This window comes from Metabacillus sp. 84 (assembly GCF_050107715.1).
GTDB lineage: Bacteria > Bacillota > Bacilli > Bacillales > Bacillaceae > Metabacillus_B.
Genome location: NZ_JBNILN010000001.1, coordinates 433,336 through 455,097 on the forward strand (window position 1 = coordinate 433,336; position 21,762 = coordinate 455,097).

Annotated in this window: 22 protein-coding genes; 5 read left to right on the forward strand and 17 right to left on the reverse strand. The window is 46.9% G+C overall.

Features of this window, described 5'->3' with window-relative positions:
* Positions 1–3 precede the first annotated feature (3 nt).
* From fliW to ACQCV8_RS02240, 9 genes are all read right to left on the reverse strand, one after another.
* Positions 4–426 carry a flagellar assembly protein FliW gene (fliW, locus tag ACQCV8_RS02200; protein WP_426843351.1) on the reverse strand — a complete coding sequence of 141 codons (423 nt, stop codon included), beginning with the start codon at positions 424–426 and terminating at the stop codon, positions 4–6.
* 21 nt (positions 427–447) lie between these two features.
* A complete protein-coding gene (locus ACQCV8_RS02205) occupies positions 448–1,017 on the reverse strand; it encodes a DUF6470 family protein (RefSeq protein ID WP_426842903.1) in 570 nt (189 codons plus the stop codon).
* Positions 1,018–1,069: 52 nt separating this feature from the next.
* Positions 1,070–1,966 carry a flagellar hook-associated protein FlgL gene (flgL, locus tag ACQCV8_RS02210; protein WP_426842905.1) on the reverse strand — a complete coding sequence of 299 codons (897 nt, stop codon included), beginning with the start codon at positions 1,964–1,966 and terminating at the stop codon, positions 1,070–1,072.
* A 10-nt stretch (positions 1,967–1,976) separates the two neighbouring features.
* Positions 1,977–3,491, reverse strand: a complete 1,515-nt coding sequence (gene flgK, locus ACQCV8_RS02215; RefSeq protein ID WP_426842906.1) for a flagellar hook-associated protein FlgK — start codon at positions 3,489–3,491, stop codon at positions 1,977–1,979.
* Between the two features lie 18 nt (positions 3,492–3,509).
* A complete protein-coding gene (locus tag ACQCV8_RS02220) occupies positions 3,510–3,992 on the reverse strand; it encodes a flagellar protein FlgN (RefSeq protein WP_426842907.1) in 483 nt (160 codons plus the stop codon).
* A gap of 15 nt (positions 3,993–4,007) precedes the next feature.
* A complete protein-coding gene (gene flgM, locus ACQCV8_RS02225) occupies positions 4,008–4,271 on the reverse strand; it encodes a flagellar biosynthesis anti-sigma factor FlgM (protein WP_426842908.1) in 264 nt (87 codons plus the stop codon).
* An 80-nt stretch (positions 4,272–4,351) separates the two neighbouring features.
* Entirely contained in the window at positions 4,352–4,768 is a 417-nt protein-coding gene (locus ACQCV8_RS02230; RefSeq protein ID WP_426842909.1) for a TIGR03826 family flagellar region protein, read from the reverse strand.
* 58 nt (positions 4,769–4,826) lie between these two features.
* Positions 4,827–5,507 (reverse strand): ComF family protein, encoded by a 681-nt coding sequence (locus tag ACQCV8_RS02235; protein WP_426842910.1) that lies wholly within the window; start codon positions 5,505–5,507, stop codon positions 4,827–4,829.
* Positions 5,504–6,841 carry a DEAD/DEAH box helicase gene (locus ACQCV8_RS02240; RefSeq protein ID WP_426842911.1) on the reverse strand — a complete coding sequence of 446 codons (1,338 nt, stop codon included), beginning with the start codon at positions 6,839–6,841 and terminating at the stop codon, positions 5,504–5,506. The genes ACQCV8_RS02235 and ACQCV8_RS02240 overlap by 4 nt, the downstream gene beginning before the upstream one ends.
* Positions 6,842–7,014: 173 nt before the next feature.
* On the opposite strand from ACQCV8_RS02240, the gene ACQCV8_RS02245 reads away from it, so the two are divergent.
* Positions 7,015–7,164, forward strand: coding sequence for a hypothetical protein (locus ACQCV8_RS02245; protein ID WP_426842912.1), 150 nt, complete (start codon positions 7,015–7,017; stop codon positions 7,162–7,164).
* Here ACQCV8_RS02245 and ACQCV8_RS02250 read toward each other — a convergent pair.
* The 5 genes from ACQCV8_RS02250 to ACQCV8_RS02270 form a co-directional block, all read right to left on the reverse strand.
* Positions 7,161–7,337, reverse strand: a complete 177-nt coding sequence (locus tag ACQCV8_RS02250) for a hypothetical protein (protein WP_426842913.1) — start codon at positions 7,335–7,337, stop codon at positions 7,161–7,163. The two genes, ACQCV8_RS02245 and ACQCV8_RS02250, sit on opposite strands and share 4 nt — an antisense overlap.
* On the reverse strand, positions 7,327–8,184 hold the full coding sequence (locus tag ACQCV8_RS02255; RefSeq protein WP_426842914.1) for a hypothetical protein: 858 nt from the start codon (positions 8,182–8,184) through the stop codon (positions 7,327–7,329). Before ACQCV8_RS02255 ends, ACQCV8_RS02250 begins: the two co-directional genes overlap by 11 nt.
* Before the next feature lie 431 nt (positions 8,185–8,615).
* Positions 8,616–9,458, reverse strand: a complete 843-nt coding sequence (locus tag ACQCV8_RS02260) for a DegV family protein (protein WP_426843352.1) — start codon at positions 9,456–9,458, stop codon at positions 8,616–8,618.
* A 1,571-nt stretch (positions 9,459–11,029) separates the two neighbouring features.
* The gene (locus ACQCV8_RS02265) at positions 11,030–11,713 is read right to left on the reverse strand and encodes a response regulator (protein WP_426843353.1); all 684 of its coding nucleotides are present in this window, start codon (positions 11,711–11,713) and stop codon (positions 11,030–11,032) included.
* A gap of 190 nt (positions 11,714–11,903) precedes the next feature.
* Entirely contained in the window at positions 11,904–13,061 is a 1,158-nt protein-coding gene (locus ACQCV8_RS02270) for a sensor histidine kinase (protein ID WP_426842915.1), read from the reverse strand.
* A 190-nt stretch (positions 13,062–13,251) separates the two neighbouring features.
* Here ACQCV8_RS02270 and ACQCV8_RS02275 point away from each other — a divergent pair, with 190 nt between their 5' ends.
* The 4 genes from ACQCV8_RS02275 to ACQCV8_RS02290 all read left to right on the forward strand — a co-directional run bounded on the left by ACQCV8_RS02275 (position 13,252) and on the right by ACQCV8_RS02290 (position 17,260).
* Positions 13,252–13,887 (forward strand): YigZ family protein, encoded by a 636-nt coding sequence (locus tag ACQCV8_RS02275; RefSeq protein WP_426842916.1) that lies wholly within the window; start codon positions 13,252–13,254, stop codon positions 13,885–13,887.
* 11 nt (positions 13,888–13,898) lie between these two features.
* Positions 13,899–14,933 (forward strand): LCP family protein, encoded by a 1,035-nt coding sequence (locus tag ACQCV8_RS02280; RefSeq protein ID WP_426842917.1) that lies wholly within the window; start codon positions 13,899–13,901, stop codon positions 14,931–14,933.
* A 178-nt stretch (positions 14,934–15,111) separates the two neighbouring features.
* A complete protein-coding gene (locus ACQCV8_RS02285) occupies positions 15,112–15,738 on the forward strand; it encodes a hypothetical protein (RefSeq protein WP_426842918.1) in 627 nt (208 codons plus the stop codon).
* A gap of 4 nt (positions 15,739–15,742) precedes the next feature.
* Complete coding sequence (locus tag ACQCV8_RS02290) at positions 15,743–17,260, forward strand: SpoIID/LytB domain-containing protein (RefSeq protein WP_426842919.1); 1,518 nt, start codon at positions 15,743–15,745, stop codon at positions 17,258–17,260.
* Positions 17,261–18,121: 861 nt separating this feature from the next.
* Here the strand turns inward: ACQCV8_RS02290 and ACQCV8_RS02295 are convergent.
* The 3 genes from ACQCV8_RS02295 to ACQCV8_RS02305 all read right to left on the reverse strand — a co-directional run bounded on the left by ACQCV8_RS02295 (position 18,122) and on the right by ACQCV8_RS02305 (position 21,746).
* Positions 18,122–19,495 (reverse strand): O-antigen polymerase, encoded by a 1,374-nt coding sequence (locus tag ACQCV8_RS02295; protein WP_426842921.1) that lies wholly within the window; start codon positions 19,493–19,495, stop codon positions 18,122–18,124.
* A gap of 78 nt (positions 19,496–19,573) precedes the next feature.
* Positions 19,574–21,013 carry a lipopolysaccharide biosynthesis protein gene (locus ACQCV8_RS02300; protein WP_426842922.1) on the reverse strand — a complete coding sequence of 480 codons (1,440 nt, stop codon included), beginning with the start codon at positions 21,011–21,013 and terminating at the stop codon, positions 19,574–19,576.
* Between the two features lies 1 nt (position 21,014).
* Complete coding sequence (locus ACQCV8_RS02305) at positions 21,015–21,746, reverse strand: DapH/DapD/GlmU-related protein (protein WP_426842923.1); 732 nt, start codon at positions 21,744–21,746, stop codon at positions 21,015–21,017.
* Positions 21,747–21,762: the final 16 nt, after the last annotated feature.

Below are 21,762 nucleotides of genomic sequence, written 5' to 3' on the forward strand. Positions count from 1 at the left end.
TCCCTATTGCACGATGCTGTGCTTGGTTTTGTAGGATGGGTGGTTCAGGATGACTTGTTTTGCCTGCTTGGTCACTTCGTTGACGACAATCGGTGCCTGCAGGTTGGCGGTTGTTTTTTCAAATGGGTCCTGAACGGTGAGGATGACCATAATTTGCACCTGCTGGGCGTCTTCAATGCGCAGGGCTTCCACTGTGTTTTCGTCTAAATCAAATTCATAGTCTTTGAAGAAAAGAAACGGGCTTGTCACGACGAAGGCGAGCTCCGGTGTTGCGGCTGACTGGAGAATCAGAAAGGGCGAGTTCTCTTCGAGCGGGAGAACGGCGAATTCTTTTTCCTCCACAAACCCGGGAATGCCCCCTTCAAACTTCAGGATTTGCGCTTCGTTGATATCCACTTCACCGTGATATTTCGTTTTGAGCATGATGTCCCACCTTTTTGTTATTCATTATACCTTGATGTCGATGCTGACAAAATCAATCTTGAGGCTTGGATACTGCAGCATGCCGACTTGAACTTCCCCGGGAGTAAAGTCAAGAAGTGGTTTATTTAGCTGGACGTCGATTTCCGGCTTGCGGGGCTCGGCATCGATTTTCACTTTTGCCGGTTCGTACTGAACCTTCACGCTGCCGGCTTTTGGTATAAAGCCGATATTGAAATCGTAGAACGGCGGCTCGCTGTTTTGCCTGGCCTGCTCTGGAATGGGGTTTCCTCCCGCTTCAATCCGCATCAGCTCATCCCCCTGGGCCGCTACTCTTGCCATGCCGTCCAGCCAGTCCTGATACCCCTGCTGGGCGAATTCCTGAACTCTTCTTGAAAGATGCTTCAAATCGACGTCTGCCCGGGCTTCTGTTGTATCAATGGTCAAAGTGCCTGGAATCGTTTCGATTGACAGGTCGGCCTTTGGCTGGCGAATGGAGAGATCAGCCTTTGGCTGCTGCTGCTCCATTTTTCCTTGGATAGTCGTTAAACTGATTTTCCCTTGTGTGCTCTCAAGCCGGATTTGCGGAATCTGCATGTAGATCAGCTCCTAAATGAAAAGCTGCCTTTTAAGAAAGACAGCTTTGGTTTTATCTGAGAAAGTCCATTAATGTAGGCTGGATGATTCGGGAGCTCACACTGAGTGCAGCACGGTGGACGCTTTCCTGCATTTTCAACTCTGTGATGACCCGTTCGATATCCGCATCTTCATTGTCGGAAAGGACACGGTTTGCTGTTACTTCCTGCTGTCCGATGCGGTCGTCAATTAATTCAAGTCGGTTGTACCTGGCTCCGAGAACCGCCCGTTCGGCGTTCAATGTATCAAAATGCTGATCCATTTTGCCAAGCAGCTCATCAGAGTTCGACATGTCCGCATTGTTGATGGCGTCTTCTATGCTCTTTAAAGTCGCAAACAGATTGTCTCCGCCTACTTCGCCACCGAAGGCTTTTAATGGGTTGGTGTTCACTTCGAGCTGAACCCCGTTGGAAATCGCGATCTTAACCTGATTCGTATTCGGAGCAAAGGTGACCGTTCCATCCGGATTGACCGTTGCCGGCGGCTTGTTCGTTGCATCCCCGTTAAAGATGTAGCGTCCCGCTACCTGGGTATTGACGACACTCGCCAAGTCTTCCTTCAGCTGCCCGATTTCCGCACCGATCGCTTTTAAATCCTCGGCACTGTTTGTTCCGTTTTTCGCCTGAAGAAAGAGCTCCCGGGCACGCTGAAACACCTGAGTTGCGTGTTCAATCCCGCCTTCTGAATTTTCCATCCACTGATACGCTTCGGAAAGATTCCGTTTGTACTGCTCAACCTCTGTCAGCCCGGTCCGGTACTGCATGCCCTTCATCGCGATAACAGGGTCATCAGAGGGCTTGGTGATTTTTTTGCCTGTCGAAAGCTGATCCTGCAGGTTTCCCATGCGATCATAGCTCGAGCTAAGGTGGCGGAGTGAATTATTGGCTAGCATTCCTTGTGTTACGCGCATGTTCGTTCACCTACAATCCCATTTTATTGATAATCGTATCCAGCAGCTCATCCTGCATTGTAATCATGCGGGCAGATGCGTTATACGCATGCTGGAACTGAATCATATTCGTCATTTCCTCATCCAGGGAGACTGCGCTGACCGATTGGCGGCGGAGCTCGACGGAATCTTTAAGGATGGTGCTGTTGCTCAGCATCCGGTTTGCTTCCTGAGCCTGTACGGCCATATTTCCGATCATGCCCTCGTAAAAATTCTGAATGGTCGTGCTCTTCCCATTGATGGAAATGGTCCCGTTTTTCACTTCGCCTAATGCAATCGCGTTGTCCCCATTTCCAATCTGGCCGGAAGCCTTGCTGGAAGCAGCAATGTAATCAGGAGATTCCATGATCTTAGCTGAAAGCTGCAGGCTTTCGGATGCCCCTTTGCCGCCCGTGTAAGTGAAGAAGTCCACTCCCGTTCCATCTGCTTTTGGAGGGGTTTCAAAATGCTTCAGGTTATATCCATCGCTGTGGACTTTATTAAACTCCGCAGCAAACGATTCCGCGAGGCTGTCAAGGTCGTTCAGCATCTCTGTGTAGACCCCTTTTTCGTCTCCGTTATCGATGTAGCCATGAGTGTTGGCGAGACCCTGGATCTTACCGGTGTTTTGAAGGTCCGTCAAATTAATAGCCGTCCCGTTCAGGCTGATGCCGGACACTAGCCCGTCCTGGTAATTAACAGCCACTGTGGAAGCCGAGGTCCCGTCGACAAGCTTGCCGAGTGAAGCTCCATCCTTGCCGACGATTTCAATGACAGCCATTCCTTCGGCGATCGGCAGGGCATTTCCACCGCTTTTCTTCGGCTCGCCTACTTTGATCGGAACTAAAGAGGAGAGCTCATCGATAATGCGGTCCCGCTCATCATACAGATCGTTTGGAAGATAGCCGTGCGGTTCAATTTCTGAAATCTGCTTATTGATATTGCCGAGCTGGGCGGCAAGGGACTGAACCTGCTTCGCGGACAGATCCAGCTCGCTTTTCATGTCTTCCTGCACTTGTTTTAAGGAGGTTGATAAATATTTAATAGTTTCAGCTACAGCCGTTCCCCGTTCCTTTACTACAGAACGGGCACCTGAATTGGTGGGATTCGCTGCAAGATCCTGAAGCGATTGCCAGAACCGGTCCAGTGTTTTCGATAAGCCGGTCTCAGAAGGCTCGTTCATGATCTCTTCCATTTTTTCAAGCGCCTGGGCACGCGCATTGTAATAGCCCGTCTTTGTATTCTCGCCTCTGAACTGAACGTCCAAAAAGCTATCGCGCACCCGTTCAACGGTAGCCGCTTCCACTCCTGTTCCAAGCTGTCCAGCGATGGCTGGATTTTCAAGGCCGGGATACGGGAAAGGCTGGGTGGCTTCAAATGATACACGCTGGCGCGTATAGCCTGGTGTATTCGCATTGGAAATGTTGTGTCCGGTCGTGTAAAGAGCGGATTGCTGTGCGGACATGCCGCGTTTTGATATTTCGAGCCCTGCAAAGGTTGAACCCATCTTTGATCTCCTCCGTGATTATGCTTTCGAATCAAAGAGGGATCTTCGATTCGGTTCCGTTTTTTTCATTGCATCTGGCCGCTGATAGTTCGGGGTCTGTTCTCTCGGCAGCAGCATGTCCAGAGACATCGTGACAAACTGAAGGGCCTGCTGGGTCATTTGCTGGTTCAGCTGGTTCGCTGCCTTCAGCTTGTCCAGGACTTCGGTAAAATCGTCCTTTAACCCGTTCAGGCGCTCCTTATCCGTTCCTTCTGCTTTTTCCGCGCATGCACGAAGCGTCAGATCTGTGTGCCTTCCGAGAAACAGGGAAGCCTCGGTGATCCGTTCTGCTTCCGTCTGTTTAATGGCCTGCACCAGAAGCTGTTCCTGCTGCAATACTTTCTTGAGCTCTTCCGTTTGATTGTGCTTCAGATGCTCTGTTTTATCCAGAGCTGTCTGATATAAGTCCAGATGCAGCTCAAGGAGCCTCTCTAGTGCCAGTATGAGCTTGCCTGCATGCATGGCGGTTCCTCCCTCTTAGTGCTGTTTATAATAGTCCGCAAATTTGCGGGCAATTTCCTTCGGATTGATTTCATACGTGCCATTTTCGATTTTCGCTTTCAGCTGGTCCACTTTTTCCTGTCTTGCTTCAGCGATCTTATTCGTTGATTGAAGCTCCTTTGCTGCGCTGGAGATTTCAATTTTGTCCTGCTTTGCCTGAACCTGGCCTGCCCTCTCCACCTGACTGTCCTTGCGCTTGTAAGGATTGATTCCGTTGACACTATAGTTATTGATTTTCATGCTTACCGCCTCCATCCATTAGAGTTAACGTGCTTTCTACCGTTCTTATCGTCTATTCTATCCGGTAGTTTATAGTATTTTCAATTTTTGGGAGTAAAGGAGTAGAACGTTTTTTGACTGTTCTGGGCCATTTGACGCTGATGCTCCTCCTCACGTTGGAGCCTGCCCAGCTGATCATGCAGGTCTTTCGTACAGGATTGGCAAATCTTCCCTTCCCTGATTGCCCCTCCGCATTTGTCACATGGGTAGCCGAGATTTGGAAAATTTGAGAGCTGCAGCCTTCCGAGCCGGATGAACTTTAAGATCATCTCCTCCGGTACACCCGTTCCTTCCACAACCTCTTCAAGCTTCGCCTTCCGGTTTTCCCGCTTTCTTAAAAAGCTGTACACCGTTTCAAACTGCTTTTCTTCTATTTTATAGCAATCCGCGCATACTGTGCGAAATTGTGTCTGGACATAGAGAGCATTGCATTTCGGGCAATTCGCTAACTCATTCATTGTACATTCTCCTCATGATCTTACTCTACCTGTAATATCGGAAGAAGGAGAAAAACCTTTAGCCCCTGATCAACGTAAGAGAGGAAATGTCTTGAGCACCGGCTTTTTTAAGTAGCTTTGCTGCCTGGTAAACAGTGTTTCCTGTTGTATAGATGTCATCGATGATCACGATGTAGAGGTTCTTTACGGTCACTTCCGGATTTAAAGCAAATAGCGGGGCACCGGCCAGCCGTTCCTTTCTCGATTTTTTCGACTGCTTTTCCGATGTGAGCCTGATGAATGGATGAACGATGGGACGTCGAATGCACCCTGCGATTAACTCGGCCTGGTTAAACCCTCTTTCCTGCAGCCGTTCTGCTGAGAGCGGAATGGGAACAAGCACGGCCTTGCGGGGAATTTTTCTTGCCGCTGTGCGGATGTCCTGTTCGAAAAGACGGATGATCTCTGCATCACCTCTGAATTTGAAGCGGTTCATCACTTCCTTCATGGTTTCTGTATAAGAGTAGATAGACCGGTTCTCCTTTAAAATACCCTCTTCCCTTTCGTTCCATCTGACGCAGTCTGTACAAAGGCTCTCACTATCCATCGGCCGGCCGCATTTCGCACACACCGGGCCCGTTATTTTCGTCATTTTTTCCAGGCAGGGAGAGCACGCCACAGGATCGGGATCTGTTCCAAGCAGCATCCCCCATGTGACCTGCTCCTGCATTTTACTGTGGCAGAGGATACACCAGCTCATCGGGCTGCTTCGCGATTCATGTTGAGTATATGCATTCTCGCTTCAAGCATCGCGTTTGTTTTCCCGTGATGAAAAAAGACGATGTCTCCATCCGGAAAGTCTTTATGCCGGCCCACCCTGCCGGCTATTTGCACGAGGGCGCTCTCGGTGAAAATCTCCTCCTCCGCTCCGAGAACCGCAGCATCCGCTCTTGGAACTGTCACTCCCCGTTCGAGAATAGTGGTCGTGACAATGATTGGAGAAATTCCATCCCGGAACCGCTGGACTTTTTCTTTGCGGGCGGGATCCTCAGAGTGGACCCCTTCAATGGAGGGATGAAGCGCTTGAAGAATGGATGTCACTTGCGTAAGAACCTGGATACTCGGTACGAAAAGAAAAGCCTGCTTTTCATTGTCTAAATGATTTGTGATCCATTTTAATAGAGGCTTCGGAAGCTTATTCTTTTGAAGCGTCCCCTTCCACCTCCCAATCCATTGAAAACGGGGAACCGGCAGAGGATGGCCATGGTATCTGGCGGGGATCCTAACAGAGGGGAGTTTTTTGGAATGGGCCCGTTTTTGCATGTCCCGGGATGGGGTAGCGGTCAGATAAATGAGCGCACTCTCCGGCTTGCGCGCTTTCTGAACAGCGGCATTCAGCGTCTCGTCCATCGAGAAAGGAAAGGCATCCACCTCATCAATAATGATGCAATCAAACGTTTGTTTAAACCGGAAAAGCTGATGGACCGTGGATAGAAGGAGGAGGGAGGATTTGCAGCGGTCCTCGCTTCCGCCGTACAACGCAGCAGCATCGGCATTCGGAAAAGCCTTTTTAAAACGCGGATATAACTCGAGCACCACATCCGTTCTCGGTGTGGCAAGGCAAATCCGCTTGTTTTGTTTCAGCGCTTCTTCAATGCCCTGGAATAGAATTTCCGTTTTCCCCGCTCCGCACACGGCCCAGACGAGGAGCTCTGACCGATTCTCCATCGCCTCCATAATACGATTCGATGCATTGCTTTGAAGAGGAGAAAGCGTGCCGGTCCAGTCTAGTCCTGAGCCAGACTCGATAACCGGAGGATCCCCAATCCAGCTATAAAGCGTTTCACACTCACTGACCCGCCCCATCATGATGCAGGACCGGCAGTAGGTGCAGAGCCTGCCGCATTTGGCACAGTGGAAGGAAGCGAATAAATGACGCTGGTTATTGAGGCAGCGTGCGCATTGGAATCTACCTTTTGTTCCTGTGAGGCCTCTCTCTTTTTGGATGTTTTCGTTATCGTGCATTTCTAAGGGGAATGGAATTTCGGAGGCAAGAAGGTGGCGGCCGAAGAGGTGGTGCTGTAGTGAGGACATTGTTTTACTCCTTTTTCCTTTTATTATGAACAGAAGGAGAGACCATTGTCTAACCTGTAAAAAGATATTATTAGGCAGTAAATTAAATTTTCTAGTGTACTAATTGGTGTATTAATCTTTAGTTGTGACATAAAATAAAGTACAAAATAAAGTACTCTTTGGAGTTGACGAAAATGAAAAAACTAATGCCCATGATTGATCCTAGAAGCTTGGATATGATGATCGATGCTGAAGCGGATGCTAGCAAGCAGCGAAATGAAAGTGCTCTTCGAAAATCAAAAGAGTTACTAAAAAAATTAAAGGCTAGGAGTGGCCGCTCCTAGCCTTGATCATTCATAGGTTTTCTATTATTTGTTATCGATAGTTTGCTTTTTCTCATTTTAACCGCTCGTGCAAGAATTTCTTCATTTCTTTTTTTACTAATTGTTTGTTCTTCTAAGATTAATTCCTCTAGAGTTTTATTCCATTCCAAGGCAGCTTTTAATTTACTCAACATTTTCAGCCCCTTTTAATCGATTTTTTATCTCGTCAACAGAATGTTGGATTAGCAAACAAGTCCAAAATAAATTAAATGTGGATTCTATCTTAATTTTAGCCGTTTTATTTAACTCATGCAATTCGTTGTTCAGTATTTCAATGTCTTCATCCGATAAATGAAGCTGAACCACTATTTTTTTATTCAAAGAAATAGGGATTAACTTTGCTACTGTACTTTCTCCAAAAGCAGTTTTCCCTTTATAGGTATGCGCTCTATTGATCACATTACTTTTTTCTTTCATTATAATCTGTTTTTCCATTAAATGTTCATTAACTCCACTTGAAGTTAAGTATTCATATTCATTTTTTCTATTCAATTGATAAACAGAGTAATCATAATCGAAATTCATTTCCCTTAATACATCAGAATGGAAATCTTTATCCACAAACATTTGCATGTTGCGCTGCGAATTTCGAACGATACTGCTATAAACCTCTTTTTCTTTTTGAGTAACCTTTAGGGCCTGTTCCAGCTCTTCCATTACAGTTTTCACAGCCGAATCATCCTGCTGGTTCTTTTGAAGCTCGTCCCTTAGCATATCCAACTGGTTTTTCAGATCTTGAATATCCTCATTTTTCGAATCAATTGTTTGTTCTAACCCGTATATGTAAGTTTTATGTTCATTTATACGCGATTCGGTGGATGTATAATATTTCTCCGTAATATTTGGAATTTTTAATTCCTCTTTCAATTTTTCGAAAGAAAATAATTGGTCATCAATTAGATTAATGAAGGCCTCATACTCTTCTTTTCTATATTTTTCGAATGCTCCTAAATTAAAAAACTCATTACCGGGAACAGTCATTATTTTTAAAGTCTCTCTCCTCCAATACAATACCGCTGAAACAGACATGCAGAATAGGAAGAAAACCTTTGCCTCACTATTGAAAGCATTGAAAGGATAGTATGGAATCCATAGGGAGCCACTTGTAATAAATGGGAGAAAAAACTTCCCCCTGAAAATATAATTCCTCATGTTTCGGACTAAGTATTTTCCCATGTTTTTGATGGTTAAGGATGTGCTTAACTTTTTTTCAGTAGACTGAAAGCCTTTTTTAGATTGCTTATATAGGGATCAGCATCTTTTACTAGCAATTCTAAATAATCATCTGGCTTTCTCATGCTCTAATCCACCCCGAGTTTGAATTGTCAAGGTAATTATACAATATACGGAAAATAATAAACATTTTTTTACACAAAAACAAAAAACAACCAGCCAAAGACTGATTGTTTTCGTTATTCCATATACCATCCCAGCCCAAGTGCACCTTCCCCTAAATGGGTTCCGATTACAGCGCCAAAATAGCTGAGGTAAAACTTGACGTGCGGGTATTTCGCTTCAAGCTCTGCCTTCATTGCCTGTGCTTCTTCCGGGCGGTTGGCATGAATAACAGCGGCCCTCATTGGAAGGCCAAGCTTGGCGTCCTCTTCAAAAAGCTCATAAATCCGGTTGACCGCTCTTTTGCGCGTTCGGATTTTTTCGTACGGGACAATGACTTTATCTACAAAGTGAAGCAGCGGTTTGACCTGAAGAAGGCTTCCAATCAATGCCTGCGCTCCATTTAAGCGGCCGCCGCGCTGAAGGTTGGACAGATCATCGACCATAAAGTAAGCACGAACCGTTTGCTTCATCGCATCAAGCCGCTTCATAATCTCTTCCGGATCCTTTCCTTCCCGCGCCATTTCGGCCGCTTCAATCACATAAAACCCCTGCACCATGCAGCTGATTTCGGAATCGAACGAGAAGACTTGAATGTTGTCCGTCATATTCCCCGCTGCGATCGAACCGTTGTACGTGCCGCTGATTCCGGAGGACAAGTGAACGCAAATGACCGCATCGTACTGTTTGGAAAACTCCTCGAATAAATCGAGGAACCTTCCAACAGGAGGCTGTGAGGTCGTTGGAAGCTGATTGCGGCTTTTTACCTCTGTGTAAAAAGCTTCTGCACTCAGCTCCAGCTCCTCCTGGTATGTTTCATTCCCGAAAATGACACTGAGCGGAATCAGATGAATATCCAGTTCCTTCAGCAGTTCCTGTGGTATGTATGCTGTACTATCGGTTAAAATTGCCGTTTTCATCGTCAAAAGAAACCTTCCTTATTACGTATTTAAAGTATGAGTTCGAATGATTACTCTCTATTCTATAGAACTTTACGTAAAATTTCATTAAATGTTTCATTTATTTTGGGTGGATTGGATAGGTTGGGTGGGGGAAACGGAGTTTTTGGGGAAGGGTGGGTGGTATTTGGTGTGGTGGTGGTACTTGGGGTGGTGGTACTCGGTGTGGCGGTGGTGATACTAGGTGTGGCGGTCGTACCGGGCCTGGTGGTTCAACTCCGTGGTGCCTGACCCCGACTTCTCTAAAGCACTAAAGCTCCGGCACCGGCTTCTCTACTCGTTGGGGCTCTAAGAGCAAAACAATGCTGCCCCTGTCCCCACTTGCACTAAAGCACAGCGGGCCAGGCACGGTGCCTGGCCCCACTTTCTCTACCAAACTAAAGCTCCGGCACCATCCTTCTTGTCCATTGGGGTTCTAAGCCTGATCGGGATCTGCCTCCGTCCCCACTTACGATGAAGCGGTGCGGGTCAGACCCCAAAATCTTGTGCCACCCGATCAAACCCTAATTTCACCCTGCTTACGCCAAACGCCGTCCTGGTAAAGCCCCTTGCCTCCGTCCCGCGCTCCGCTAAAGCACTAAACCTCCGTCCCCATCCTGATTGACACTATACGGCACAAGGGTTAACAGAAGTTCTGCTCCGTCCCTGATTTGACTGGAATATGGGGACGGAGGCTGCCTCCGTCCCCAATTATGTCAACAAATCGACCTCTGTCCCCTCTCCTTCAAAAGCTTTGCAGGAGTAGGGATGAGAGATATCTGCCTCTGGCCCCTAGTACTTTACCGTAACGGGGGACGGAGGAACCGGTATCTGCAGGTTGAACCGGTGTCTGCAGGTTGAACCGGTGTTTACAGACTGAACCAATGTTTCCAGCCCGATTTGAAGTTGCCGATGGATACGGATCCTTCGGTGCACCTCCGTGGTGCCTGACCCCGACTTCTCTAAAGCACTAAAGCTCCGGCACCGGCTTCTCTACTCGTTGGGGCTCTAAGGGCAAAACAATGCTGCCTCTGTCCCCACTTGCACTAAAGGACAGCGGGCCAGGCACGGTGCCTGGCCCCACTTTCTCTACCAAACTAAAGCTCCGGCACCATCCTTCTTATCCATTGGGGCTCTAGCCCTGAGCAGACTCAGCCTCCGTCCCCACCTGCGGTGAAGCGGTGCGGGCCAGACCCCGCCAATGCCTCACTCCACCAATGCCTCCACCAGACCAGGTCCGCTCATCCCGCCAATGCCTCCACCACACCAGCTCCGCTCATTCCACCGCTGATCCCGCCAAACTTGTCCCGGTGGTTCTATCAGTGGTTCCCCAAGAGACCCCGCCGCTAGTCCCGCCCGGTACCACAAAGTGCAGCCCGTTCCCAATAGAACAAGGCACAACTCACTCCCCCACTGACTCCAATCCGCTTTTACCTGCCATCCATTGCGGTCCCCCGCACTCTATCCAGCCTCACAGCACAAAAAAAGCTGAACACCAAGGGAACTGGACCCGGGTCTTCAGCTTTTTGTTATGGTTCATATGCTGATTAAGCTTAGCGCACTTCCACCCATCCGTTTTTGATGGCCACAACGACGGCTTGGGTACGGTCGTTTACGTTCATCTTTTGAAGGATGTTGGAAACGTGGTTTTTGACGGTTTTTTCACTGATGAAAAGAGCTTCTCCGATTCCGCGGTTGCTTTTTCCGTCAGCGAGCATTTGAAGAACTTCACATTCGCGTCTGGTCAGGATATGTAAAGGTCTGCGAATTTCCGGCTGCAGCTGCTGTCCGCCGCCGCCTGCTCCTGATGTTGCCAGTCTGCGGAATTCGTTTACGAGGTTATGGGTAACCTTCGGATGCAGGTAAGATCCGCCTTCCGCTACAACTTTAACCGCTTCAATCAGGGTGTCTGCGTCCATCTCTTTGAGAAGGTAGCCGCGGGCACCTGTTTTAAGGGCACGGGTCACGTAGTTTTCGTCGTCATGGATGGATAGGATGATAACCTTTGTGTCCGGGTTGGCTTCGACGAGCTGTTTTGTCGCTTCCACACCGTTTACGTTTGGCATATTTATATCCATGATGACTGTGTCGGGCTTATGCTCTTCTACAATGCGCATGGCCTCGTCACCGTCGTCGCCTTCTGCTACTACTTCAAATGATGGTTCAAAATCAAGAATACGTTTTACGCCTTCTCTGAATAACTGGTGATCGTCAATAATTACAATTCTTGTTTTCATGGTCACTAATACGCCTCCCCACTCACTTCATTCTAGTCCTATCCTCATACCTTCCGTCAATGAGACTTTCGTCGCTAGTTTCCTGCTTTGACGCAGCGAAGAAACCCCGCAATTTCATGACGTTTTTCTTATCTTTTGCTAAAAGATTTCCTGTCCTTATGGTAAAACAGGACGGCCCGGAAGCATACATCTAAAATATGGAAGGAACCTTGATCATAATACTTGTTCCTTTTCCAATGACAGAATCGATGTTCATGGTCCCGTCGAGAAGTTCAACACGCTCTTTCATTCCGACCAGTCCGAATGATTTGTTTTTCTTTTCTTTCATCTCGCTTAAATCAAAGCCGCTGCCGTCATCCTTGATCAAAAGGTTCACGTACTCGGGCGACACTTCGACTTTTACGGAAATTTCTGATGCCTGGGCATGCTTCAGTGCATTTGTAACGGCTTCCTGGGCAAGACGGAAAAGCGCCACTTCGAAACGGGGAGGAAGTCTTCTTTCCTCCGCTTCCCCAAAGCTTTGGAAGTGCATTTTTGTTTTTCCGTTGTATTCCTCGATTGTATGTAAGTATTTCCTTAAAGTCGGAATTAATCCAAGATCATCCAAAGCCATAGGCCTAAGATCGTAGATAATTCTCCTCACCTCATATAAAGCATTGCGGACATTCTGGAGAAGATTGCGGATTTCATTGAACCCTTCTTCGGTTCCCCGATCACGGAATATGCGTTCAAGCAATTCCGAGCGCATCATGACGTTTGCGAGCATTTGCGCAGGTCCGTCGTGGATTTCCCTCGAAACTCTCTTGCGCTCCTCCTCCTGCGCTTCGATGATCCGGAGTCCGAAGTCCTGTTTGGCCTGGGCATCCTCTAAGAGAATTCCTACCTGACGCAGGTCCTGGCTCAAGTAATTCAGCACGACACTGATTTGGGTGACAAGCGCTTCTGAGCGTTCAATAATTTCCTGCAATCCGAGCAGTCTGCGTTCAAGCTCGTCCCGCCGGTCACGGAGCTGTTTTTCCCGGTGCTGCATCGTGGTTAGCTCCACTTGCAGGGAATGAGCTCTTTCGTAAGCTTCCCGAATCTCATCCTCTGTAAACCGGTTAAAATTTTTGCTGACCTCAGACAGCCTTTTCCGTGCATGCCTTGACTGAACTTCAAGCTTATCACCGGCTTCAATGACATCGTTCACCTGTGTTTTTATAATGCTGAGCTCTTCAACAAGCGTTTCATATTGAGTGCGGGATTGTTCACCGATGGCAAAAATTTCACCCTTGCTCCCGTCCACCGTTGAGATCATCTTATTCAGAATTTCATCGAGCAGGACGCTGTCGATCTTCTTGGGATTCACCAGAAATTACCTCCATTGCTTTAAATATCATGATTATATTATGAGATTGTAATTGAAGTCGTAAAACAGGCGCTATATAATGGAATAATGCAGATTAAAAAACACTGAATATTTTTTCTTCCCTTTATGGTTTGATGATATGTATAAAGATACCGGTTTTCCCCGTTATGGAACCAGGAGGTGTACAAACATGCTTACTGCTTATTATACAGCAAAAGGAAGCGGAGAGCATGAGATAATCATCCAGAAATCGCGATTTATCTGCCATATCCGCCGGGTTACATCCGAAGAGGAAGCCCAAGCTTTTATACAGGAGATCAAAAAACTCCATCACAATGCCAACCACAACTGTTCCGCCTATTTAATAGGAGAAAGAGATGAAATCCAAAAGGCAAATGACGACGGCGAGCCGAGCGGAACAGCGGGTGTGCCGATGCTTGAGGTGCTGAAGAAACGCCAGCTTAAGGATACCGCTGCTGTTGTTACGAGGTACTTCGGCGGGATTAAACTGGGAGCCGGAGGCTTAATCCGCGCTTACGGACAGTCTGTTTCAGAGGGCCTGAACCAAACAGGTATAGTAGAGCGTAAATTAATGAAAATTTTGCATACTAAAGTTGACTATACCTGGCTTGGAAAACTTGAAAATGAACTCCGGTCATCAGAGTACCTGATTAAAGATATTCATTATTTACATGATGTAGAGATCGAAACGTATGTGGCTTCAGAACAAACGGAAACCTTTACCAATTGGATGACAGAGCTGACCAACGGCCAGAGCGAAATTACGCAAGGAGATGTCACATATTTGGAAGAAGAGGTAAGTTAGGAGAAGATGGTATGGCTGAATATAGACGAGTAGTCAGAAAGAAAAAAAAGAAAAAATCGGTTTTTAAGCGAATTTTGTTTTTTTTGCTCCTTTTGCTGCTGATTGGCGGAGGATACCTGGCCTTTATCGGGGTTTCGGCATGGCAGGCAGCTGACAGGTCCTATGAAGGACTTGAGCGGGGAGAAAAATCAGCACTCCGGGAGCAGGCGGTTGAATTAGCCAAAGACCCTGTATCCATTCTGATTATGGGGGTTGAAGATTATTCATCCGGCGGGGAAGGCGGACGCAGTGATACCCTGATTGTTGTCACACTGAACCCAAAGGAAAAATCTATGAAAATGCTGAGCATCCCGCGGGATACTTTAGTGGATGTAGAAGGACACGGCGAAACCAAAATAACCCATGCCTACTCGTATGGCGGCAAGGAACTGGCTGTCCAGACGGTAGAGGACTTTTTAGATATCCCAATCGACTATTACGCAACCGTTAATTTTGAAGCGTTCAAAAAAGTCATTGATGAACTGAATGGCGTAGAAGTGGATGTTCCGTTCGATTTTTACGAAAAAAGCGATGAAACCGGAAAGCGCATTTACTTTACAGAAGGCAAGCAAACCCTAGACGGTGAAGAAGCACTTGCGTATGCCCGGATGAGGAAACAGGATCCGCGGGGTGATTTTGGACGAAACGACCGTCAGAAGGAAATCATAACGGCCATTATCAAAAAAGCGACAGCACCTCAGAACATCATGAAGGTAGATGATATCGCCAATCAAATTGCCGAAAATGTGGAAACCAATCTTCGTATTTCAGAGGCACTCGGCTTCCAGCAATCGTACAGTGGATTTAAAACAGATCAGATCGACCAGCTAAAGATCGAAGGAGAAGATTTAAACTTAAACAGCGGCTATTATTACCAGCCGATTGAAGAAAAGATGGAAGAAGTCAGAGAAGAACTTCAAAGTCATCTTGAGCACAAGAAAATCAGCATTCGCGAAGAGCAAAATGAGGACACGATGAAGGAATCCAGCTTAGACCCGGCAAAATAATCTGCAAGGCCCCCTGTGGAAAGGGGGCCTTTTTTTTATTTCCCGCACCTCTTTTCATATAACCTTACATTTTTCCTAAACAATTGACATTTTTAGCCGAAGTTATAAGTGGCACATTACGTCTTTATACATTGGCTTTCATAAAGTGGCCGTTATTTTAAAGGAGGAAATGAAGAATATGAAAAAGATGAAAATTGCTCTAGTATTTGGTGCAGGAATCGTAGCTGGCGGTGTATTTATGCCAATCGCCTCTTCATCCGCAAGCAGCAATCTTGTATTAGCAAGTGTTGAATGGGTAACTTCTCAGCTAACGCCTCTGAATAACCGCGTTGCAAACCTTGAGAAAGAAATCAAAAACCTTGAAATCTCCAATGTAAAGCCTTCTCTTCCTTCTACTATTTACGTAAAAACACCAGTTGGGGATATCCTGCGCGGAGCGATGGAGCATTATTCCACCTTAACAAGCGCTCCAATGGGACAAGCTTTAACCGTTAAGGATCAATTCATCTCCAGCGACGGCCGTTACTTCCTCGTAACGTACAATGGAAAAACGGGATACATCGCGGACTGGGAAGTAAGCACATCCGCTGTTAAAAAGCCGACATCCTTTGTTGCATCAAAAACTGCGCCAGTATTGAGAGGTGCCGATTCTTCCTACAGACAAAAAGGAACCGTTAATGCAGGTCAAACCGTACAATACTTGAACACGTTCAAAAATTCTTCTACAGGCGAAGTCTGGATTCACGTTAAGCTCCCTAACGGCGTTGACGGATGCGTAAAGCTCTCAAACGGCGAGGTGAGATAATCCAATGAAAGGAAGAGCCTTTGCCGGAGGAGCGCTCTTAACAGCCGCCCTTCTATTTGGATTCAGCCCGGCCAGTATGGCCTATGAAAAAGCGTTCTATACTCAGGAGACTAAGGTCAAGCTGGCCACAAAAACCTCCCTTCAGGTTCAGCTTAACGGATTATTTGAACTTGAAAATTTAAGCACACGTGAAAAAACCCTTCTTCTGCCGGAATCAACATTAACGATTACGGCCGGAAGCGGAAGCTCCAAAATTACTGCAGGGACGGATTCTTATTCTGCAGCTAATGGTTTTAGAGTTTCAGAGCTTACCAATCTGCCAGAAAAGATCGTCAAGTTTACCAGCCCGACGACGGTAAGATCTGCAGCCGATGACAAAGCAGCATCCGTAGCTTCTGTTAAAAAAATTGAAGCAGCTGAATATACAGGAGAAACAACTGTATCAGGAGTCAAATGGTATAATGTCAAGCTTGCGAACGGACTGCAAGGCTGGGTTTCGTCAAAAACAGCAGCCGTTCAGTCTTCCCCAACGGTCTTATCGCTATTTAAATACGGCAGCCTACAGTACAGAGGAGGCTTTGAAACGAAAGCAGACGGCTCCCTCCGTAATGTTCTCGGACTCGAAGAATATTTAAAAGGGGTCGTGCCGAACGAAATGCCGGCTAGCTGGCACATGGAAGCTCTAAAGGCCCAAGCCATCGTAGCAAGAAGCTATGCTGTGAACACGATGAACCTGACCAACACCCCTTCAAGCCAGGCTTATAACGGCTACACGAAGGAACACAGCCGCAGCAATAAAGCGGTTGATGAAACCGCTGGCGTGATGGTCAAGCATAACGGGAAACCGATTCAGTCCTTCTTTTACTCCACAAGCGGCGGACAAACCGCCAATGCCTGGGACGTTTGGGGATCAAGCAAAACGACCTTCCCGTACCTGAAAAGCGTAGAGGATCCTTATGAAGCCTCATCTCACAGCAACTGGACGGATCATTTCGCATCAGGTACGATCCTGCAAAAATTCGGCTACAACACAGCCAATACCGTTCTTTATGACCTGAAAGCCAATCCTAAAGGAGAAAACGGTGAAATCGGAAGCGTAACCGCCGTAACCTCTGCAGGAACCAAAACCGTTTCCGGTAACGAAAGCGTCATCCGCAAACTGTTCCCTGTTGATCGCTATTACGGAATGCTGCGCTCCAACTGGTTCACACTGAACCCTGTAAAATCCTTTACCGTTCAAGGTTCCGGGAATACGGTCCAACAGCAATTCTCCGTTAAAGGTGCATCTATCATGGGCGCAGACGGCAAACCGGTCAGTGTTCAAAACAGCACCGTTCAGATCCAAACCGTCTCCGGTCCCGTTTCAAAAGAAGCTGACCCTGCCACAATTGCCGTCAACGGCAAAGGCTGGGGCCACCGAATCGGCATGAGCCAATACGGTGCAAACGGCTTTGCCAACAAAGGCTCCAGTGCAGAAGACATTGTCAAACACTACTTCCCGGGTACGGTTGTAGGAAAATAACGTATTTCGGAAACCTCCGTCCATGGCTTTGGGCGGGGGGTTTTTTTGGAGTGCGTCAGGCTGCACGTTAAGGAGAAACCCCGTTTGCATAGCTGTGCCCCCACCCTCCACGTAAACGTAGGAGGCACGGCTACAAATCCGCATAACACTTCTATATTCACACCGCAAGAAGCCACTTATTTGGGTCTATCTTTCGTTTTTTTTTGAAATTTTTTAGCACGGATGATCTCATCCTGCCCTCTAGTTGAGGTTTTCAATGCTTTTCTGGTGCCAACATGATCGTGATACTACCTGATTTGATCAATTATTGGCTGTTTTTTAAATTTATTGTCCGTACTTTTGATTTATTGTCCGTACTTTCGATTTATTGTCCGTATTCTGGATATATTGTCCGTATTCTCAATATAAAGACTTTTCGACAAAATTCGCCGCTCCTTCTCTCGCCGCCGCTCGGTCCGCGAAAAAAAGACCAGCGCCCAGAGACTACTCTTCTCTAACCAGCTTAAAACAGAATGAAAAGCCTCAATTTTTGCTTCTGATGCTGAATATTTGGCCCGTAAGATGCGGTTTTCTATGATTCACGGGTACCTAAATGATCCTCATACCAGTCAATTAAGCTGTCAACTTAATTTATTGTCCGTACTTTGGATTTATTGTCCGTACTTTCGTTTTATTGTCCATACTCTCCATTTTATTGTCCGTACTTTTGATTTATTGTCCGTATTCTTAATATAAAGACTTTTCGACAAAATTCGCCACTGTCGCTACCACTGCCACTGCCACTGCCACTGCCACTGCCACAGTTGCCTCCGCCCGGCCCACCAAAAAAAGACCAGCCTATAAAGGCCAGTCTTCATTCGATCAGGATAATTGTCCGTTCATGCTGTTTTTTCTGAATTTCTTTACCAGTCTGTACAGGTAAAACAGTACGTATGGGGTCAGAAGAATGACGAGTACAGCGATCCACATCGGGTTGAATAGGAAGTCGGCAAAGCCTCCGATTACGATTCTTGGAATGTTCACGGTGAAGTAGATGAACAGGGCCAGGAATAATGGAGTTTTCGGCAATCTGATGAAGAGCATGTAAATGATTTGAATGACAGCTCCTACATAGATGGTTCCAAGCAGAATTCCTGCGTAGCCGAAGTTTGCATACGCTTCAGCAGCGAAGATCGTGTTGAGTACGCCGGCTGTTCCTTCTTCCACTTTTTGCGGGTAGAAGACTTCCATTGCGAGTCTTGCAGAGCGCACCTGTTCCATATCGTACAGGCCGAGGATCGAGGATGGCAGACTTTGCCCATACAGCAGGTCCATCCGGTCTGTGAACAGATCCAGGTGAAGATAAAAGGGTCCTACCTGTGACAGCAGGATGCGACCGATTGGTCCGCTGTTGTAGGATAAAAAGCTTGATGGTTCTGTTACACCTTGAATAAATACGTACATCACGACGAGCAGAATGACTCCGAATCCACCAAGGATGGCGAGGCGAAGCCAGGTGAGCTTAATGATCCGCAGGTAGATAAGCAGCAGCAGGACGGTGATGGCGTAAAAAAAGATAGGTGCTTTGGATAAGTCATAGACGGCCATAAAGAGTGCTCCGCCTGTTGTCAGGGCAAAAAGGACGAACCAGCGGAGCTCTTTCCGCTGATAAAAATAGATGAACGTGACCATCGACAGGATTGGAGCGAGAGCAACGCCGAAGATGTTCCGGATGACGGTGCTTCCTCCGAAGTTATGGGAGGCATCGATCCGCAATTCTGCCAGGTTGTCCGAGCCTTTAAGGAGCTGGAGGATCGGGATGGCATCGATTTTTAAGATAGTGTAGCCGATTGCCCCGAGGGACATCGCTGTAAAAAAGCAGTACAGATAAAACAGCTGGCTGCCGTTTTCTTCTTTGTATACAGGCGCTGCTAAGTAGCTTTTGAATTCTTTTTCCCCGTTAAAGCCTGCGAGCTTGTTCAGCAGAAACATCGTAAGCGGCATCACGAGCATGATAAAGCAAATGAAGAAGAAGCCCAGATAACGGTAATAATCGTCTGACAGAGATTTAATCATGTAGTGATCATCAATCTCCAGCACAATGAGGAGTGACCCGATAAAGGTGGAGGCGAGCAGAGAATAGTAAAAGGTTATGGATAATAGGTTTGGGGTAAGCAGGGACATGGAACCTGATACTTTCTTGAACAGATTAAAGGAAATAACTAGTACCGCAGCCCAAATTAAAAAATAAACCATAATACGACCGAAGCTCCTTTATGTAAAGAATAAGCGGGCGAAACAAGAACCCGCTTTTTGTTTGTTGAGATGCTCGACTTATTGCGTGTCTCCGGCGTCTGTTTTTCCTCTTTTTCTTAGTGTCAGCAATATTCCGCCATTCGTTAATAAGAAAAATGCCCAAGGGATCAGGACAAGCCAAATACTTAAATTTGAGAAGTCCAAAATATATTGAACAGCTGCAATAGACAGCAAACTTGTGATAAACATGAAAATCAGTTTTCCGACTGGTGCCGGTACGTGGTATGTTTTCTGGCTACGGATAAAGATGGCTACCGTTGCATAGCCGTAGGAAATCGTAATGGCCATGGCTGCTCCCCATAAGGAGTACAGCGGGATCAGAATGATATTTAGTATGATGCTAATGGCAGCCGCTATACCAAACTGAATGGAAATCGGCTTTGTTTCTTTTTTTATAAAGAGACCGACCGATATGATCAGGTAATAGAAATTGAGAAAGGCTCCCAGACTCAGCAAGGGGATATACACACTTGCCGGGTGGAACTCTTCGTTTGTCATCACTGCTTCAAAAATGAACGGGATGAACGTGGCAATTCCCATTAATCCAAACATTCCAATCGCGAAGATCAGCACATAGACGCTGGCAAAAATGCTTTTGGCATTCGGCTTGTCTTTAATGGACATCGAGTAAGGACGCCAGGCCATCTGCACTCCGGAAGTAAGCAGGGTTATGACCGTTGCAAACTTCATGGCTGCTCCGAAAAGACCGTTTGCTTCCAGGCCTTCAAAACCATTAATGAAAAAGCGGTTTGCCTGGGCGATGAGCCAGAAGGATAATGAAGCCGGAACGAGCGGAGCTCCGTAGATCAGCAGCTCTTTCATGATGGTCTTATCGAATCGGATCGTAAAGAAATTTTTAAATTGCGGAAGGAGAAACAGAATAATGACTCCGGCAGCCACAATCCGGCCATAGAAGATCATGTCGATTTCCTGTGCAAAAACAAGCAAAAACAGGTAGGAAAAGACAGCAACCATAGCAAGCCTTGCGACAGTTGGAATGACTACCTTCAAAGTTAAAAATTCAAACCTGAAAAAGGTCAAAATGACAGTAATCATCGCTTCCATAAGCAAAACGATAAAGGCCAGCTGAATGACGTATTCATGACCCGGTTCCCCGGTAAGCCAGACAGAAAGCCATGGGCCCAGGATAAAGGACAGCACCACAAGGCCAAGAGCAATCAGAAAACGGAATAGGAAGACGTTTCTGACGTAATCCATTTTCCTTTCCGCATGCTTTTTTTCAAAGTAAAAATAGGCAAGGGCAGAGTCCGTTCCAAAAATAATAAGGAACGTCAGCAGGTTGGTCGTAGACTCGACCAGATCAAAAATCCCGTACTCTGAGCTGCCTACAAAGCTTGTATAAATCGGAAGCATTAAAAATGCAATTAGCTTGGTTCCTACATTCATAAGCGCGTAGAGGAGGGAATCCCCTCCAAAACGCTTGAGCTGGTTCAGCAACTTACAGCAGCTCCCTCTTATCTACCGGTCTGAGGTATTTAGCAGGGATTCCTTTGACAACCGTTTCGGCTTCTGTGTCTTTCGTGACAAGGGCGCCGGCTGCGACAAAGGTTTCTTCTGCGACTGTAATGCCTGGCAGGATGATGGAGGCCCCGCCTACACGGGCGCCTTTTTTTACAGTGGCGCCTTTGATTTTATCAAAGCGCTCTTCTGTACGGCCCATAAAGTTGTCGTTTGTCGTCGTCACACATGGTGCGATAAAAACAAAGTCTTCGAGCTCGGTATAGGCTGTGATGTAGGAGTTTGATTGAATTTTGACCCGCTTGCCGATTTTTACATGGTTTTCGACGGTTACGCCGCGGCCGACGATGCATTCGTCTCCAATTGCTACATTTTCCCGGACGCTTGCAAGGTCTGCGATCAGCGTAGACTGGCCGATTTTAGCTCCAGCGTAAAGGACGGCATTGCTGCCGATCGTTACGTCAGCGCCAAGCTCCAGCGGCTGCATGGAGCCTGAAAGCTTCACCGTGCTCGTTTTCCCCGGAGTCGGCTGCTTGCCGATCACAGCGCCATCTCCAATGCGGACGCCGTCTCCAACGATGGTTCCCGCGTAAATCGTAACGTGATGGCCGATTGAAACATTTTTCCCCATTTGGACGCCTTCTTCAATCACATTGAAGTGGCCCATTACAACGGATTCATCCAGTTGCACCGAGTTGTTGATTACATTCATCGAACAACGCTCCCTC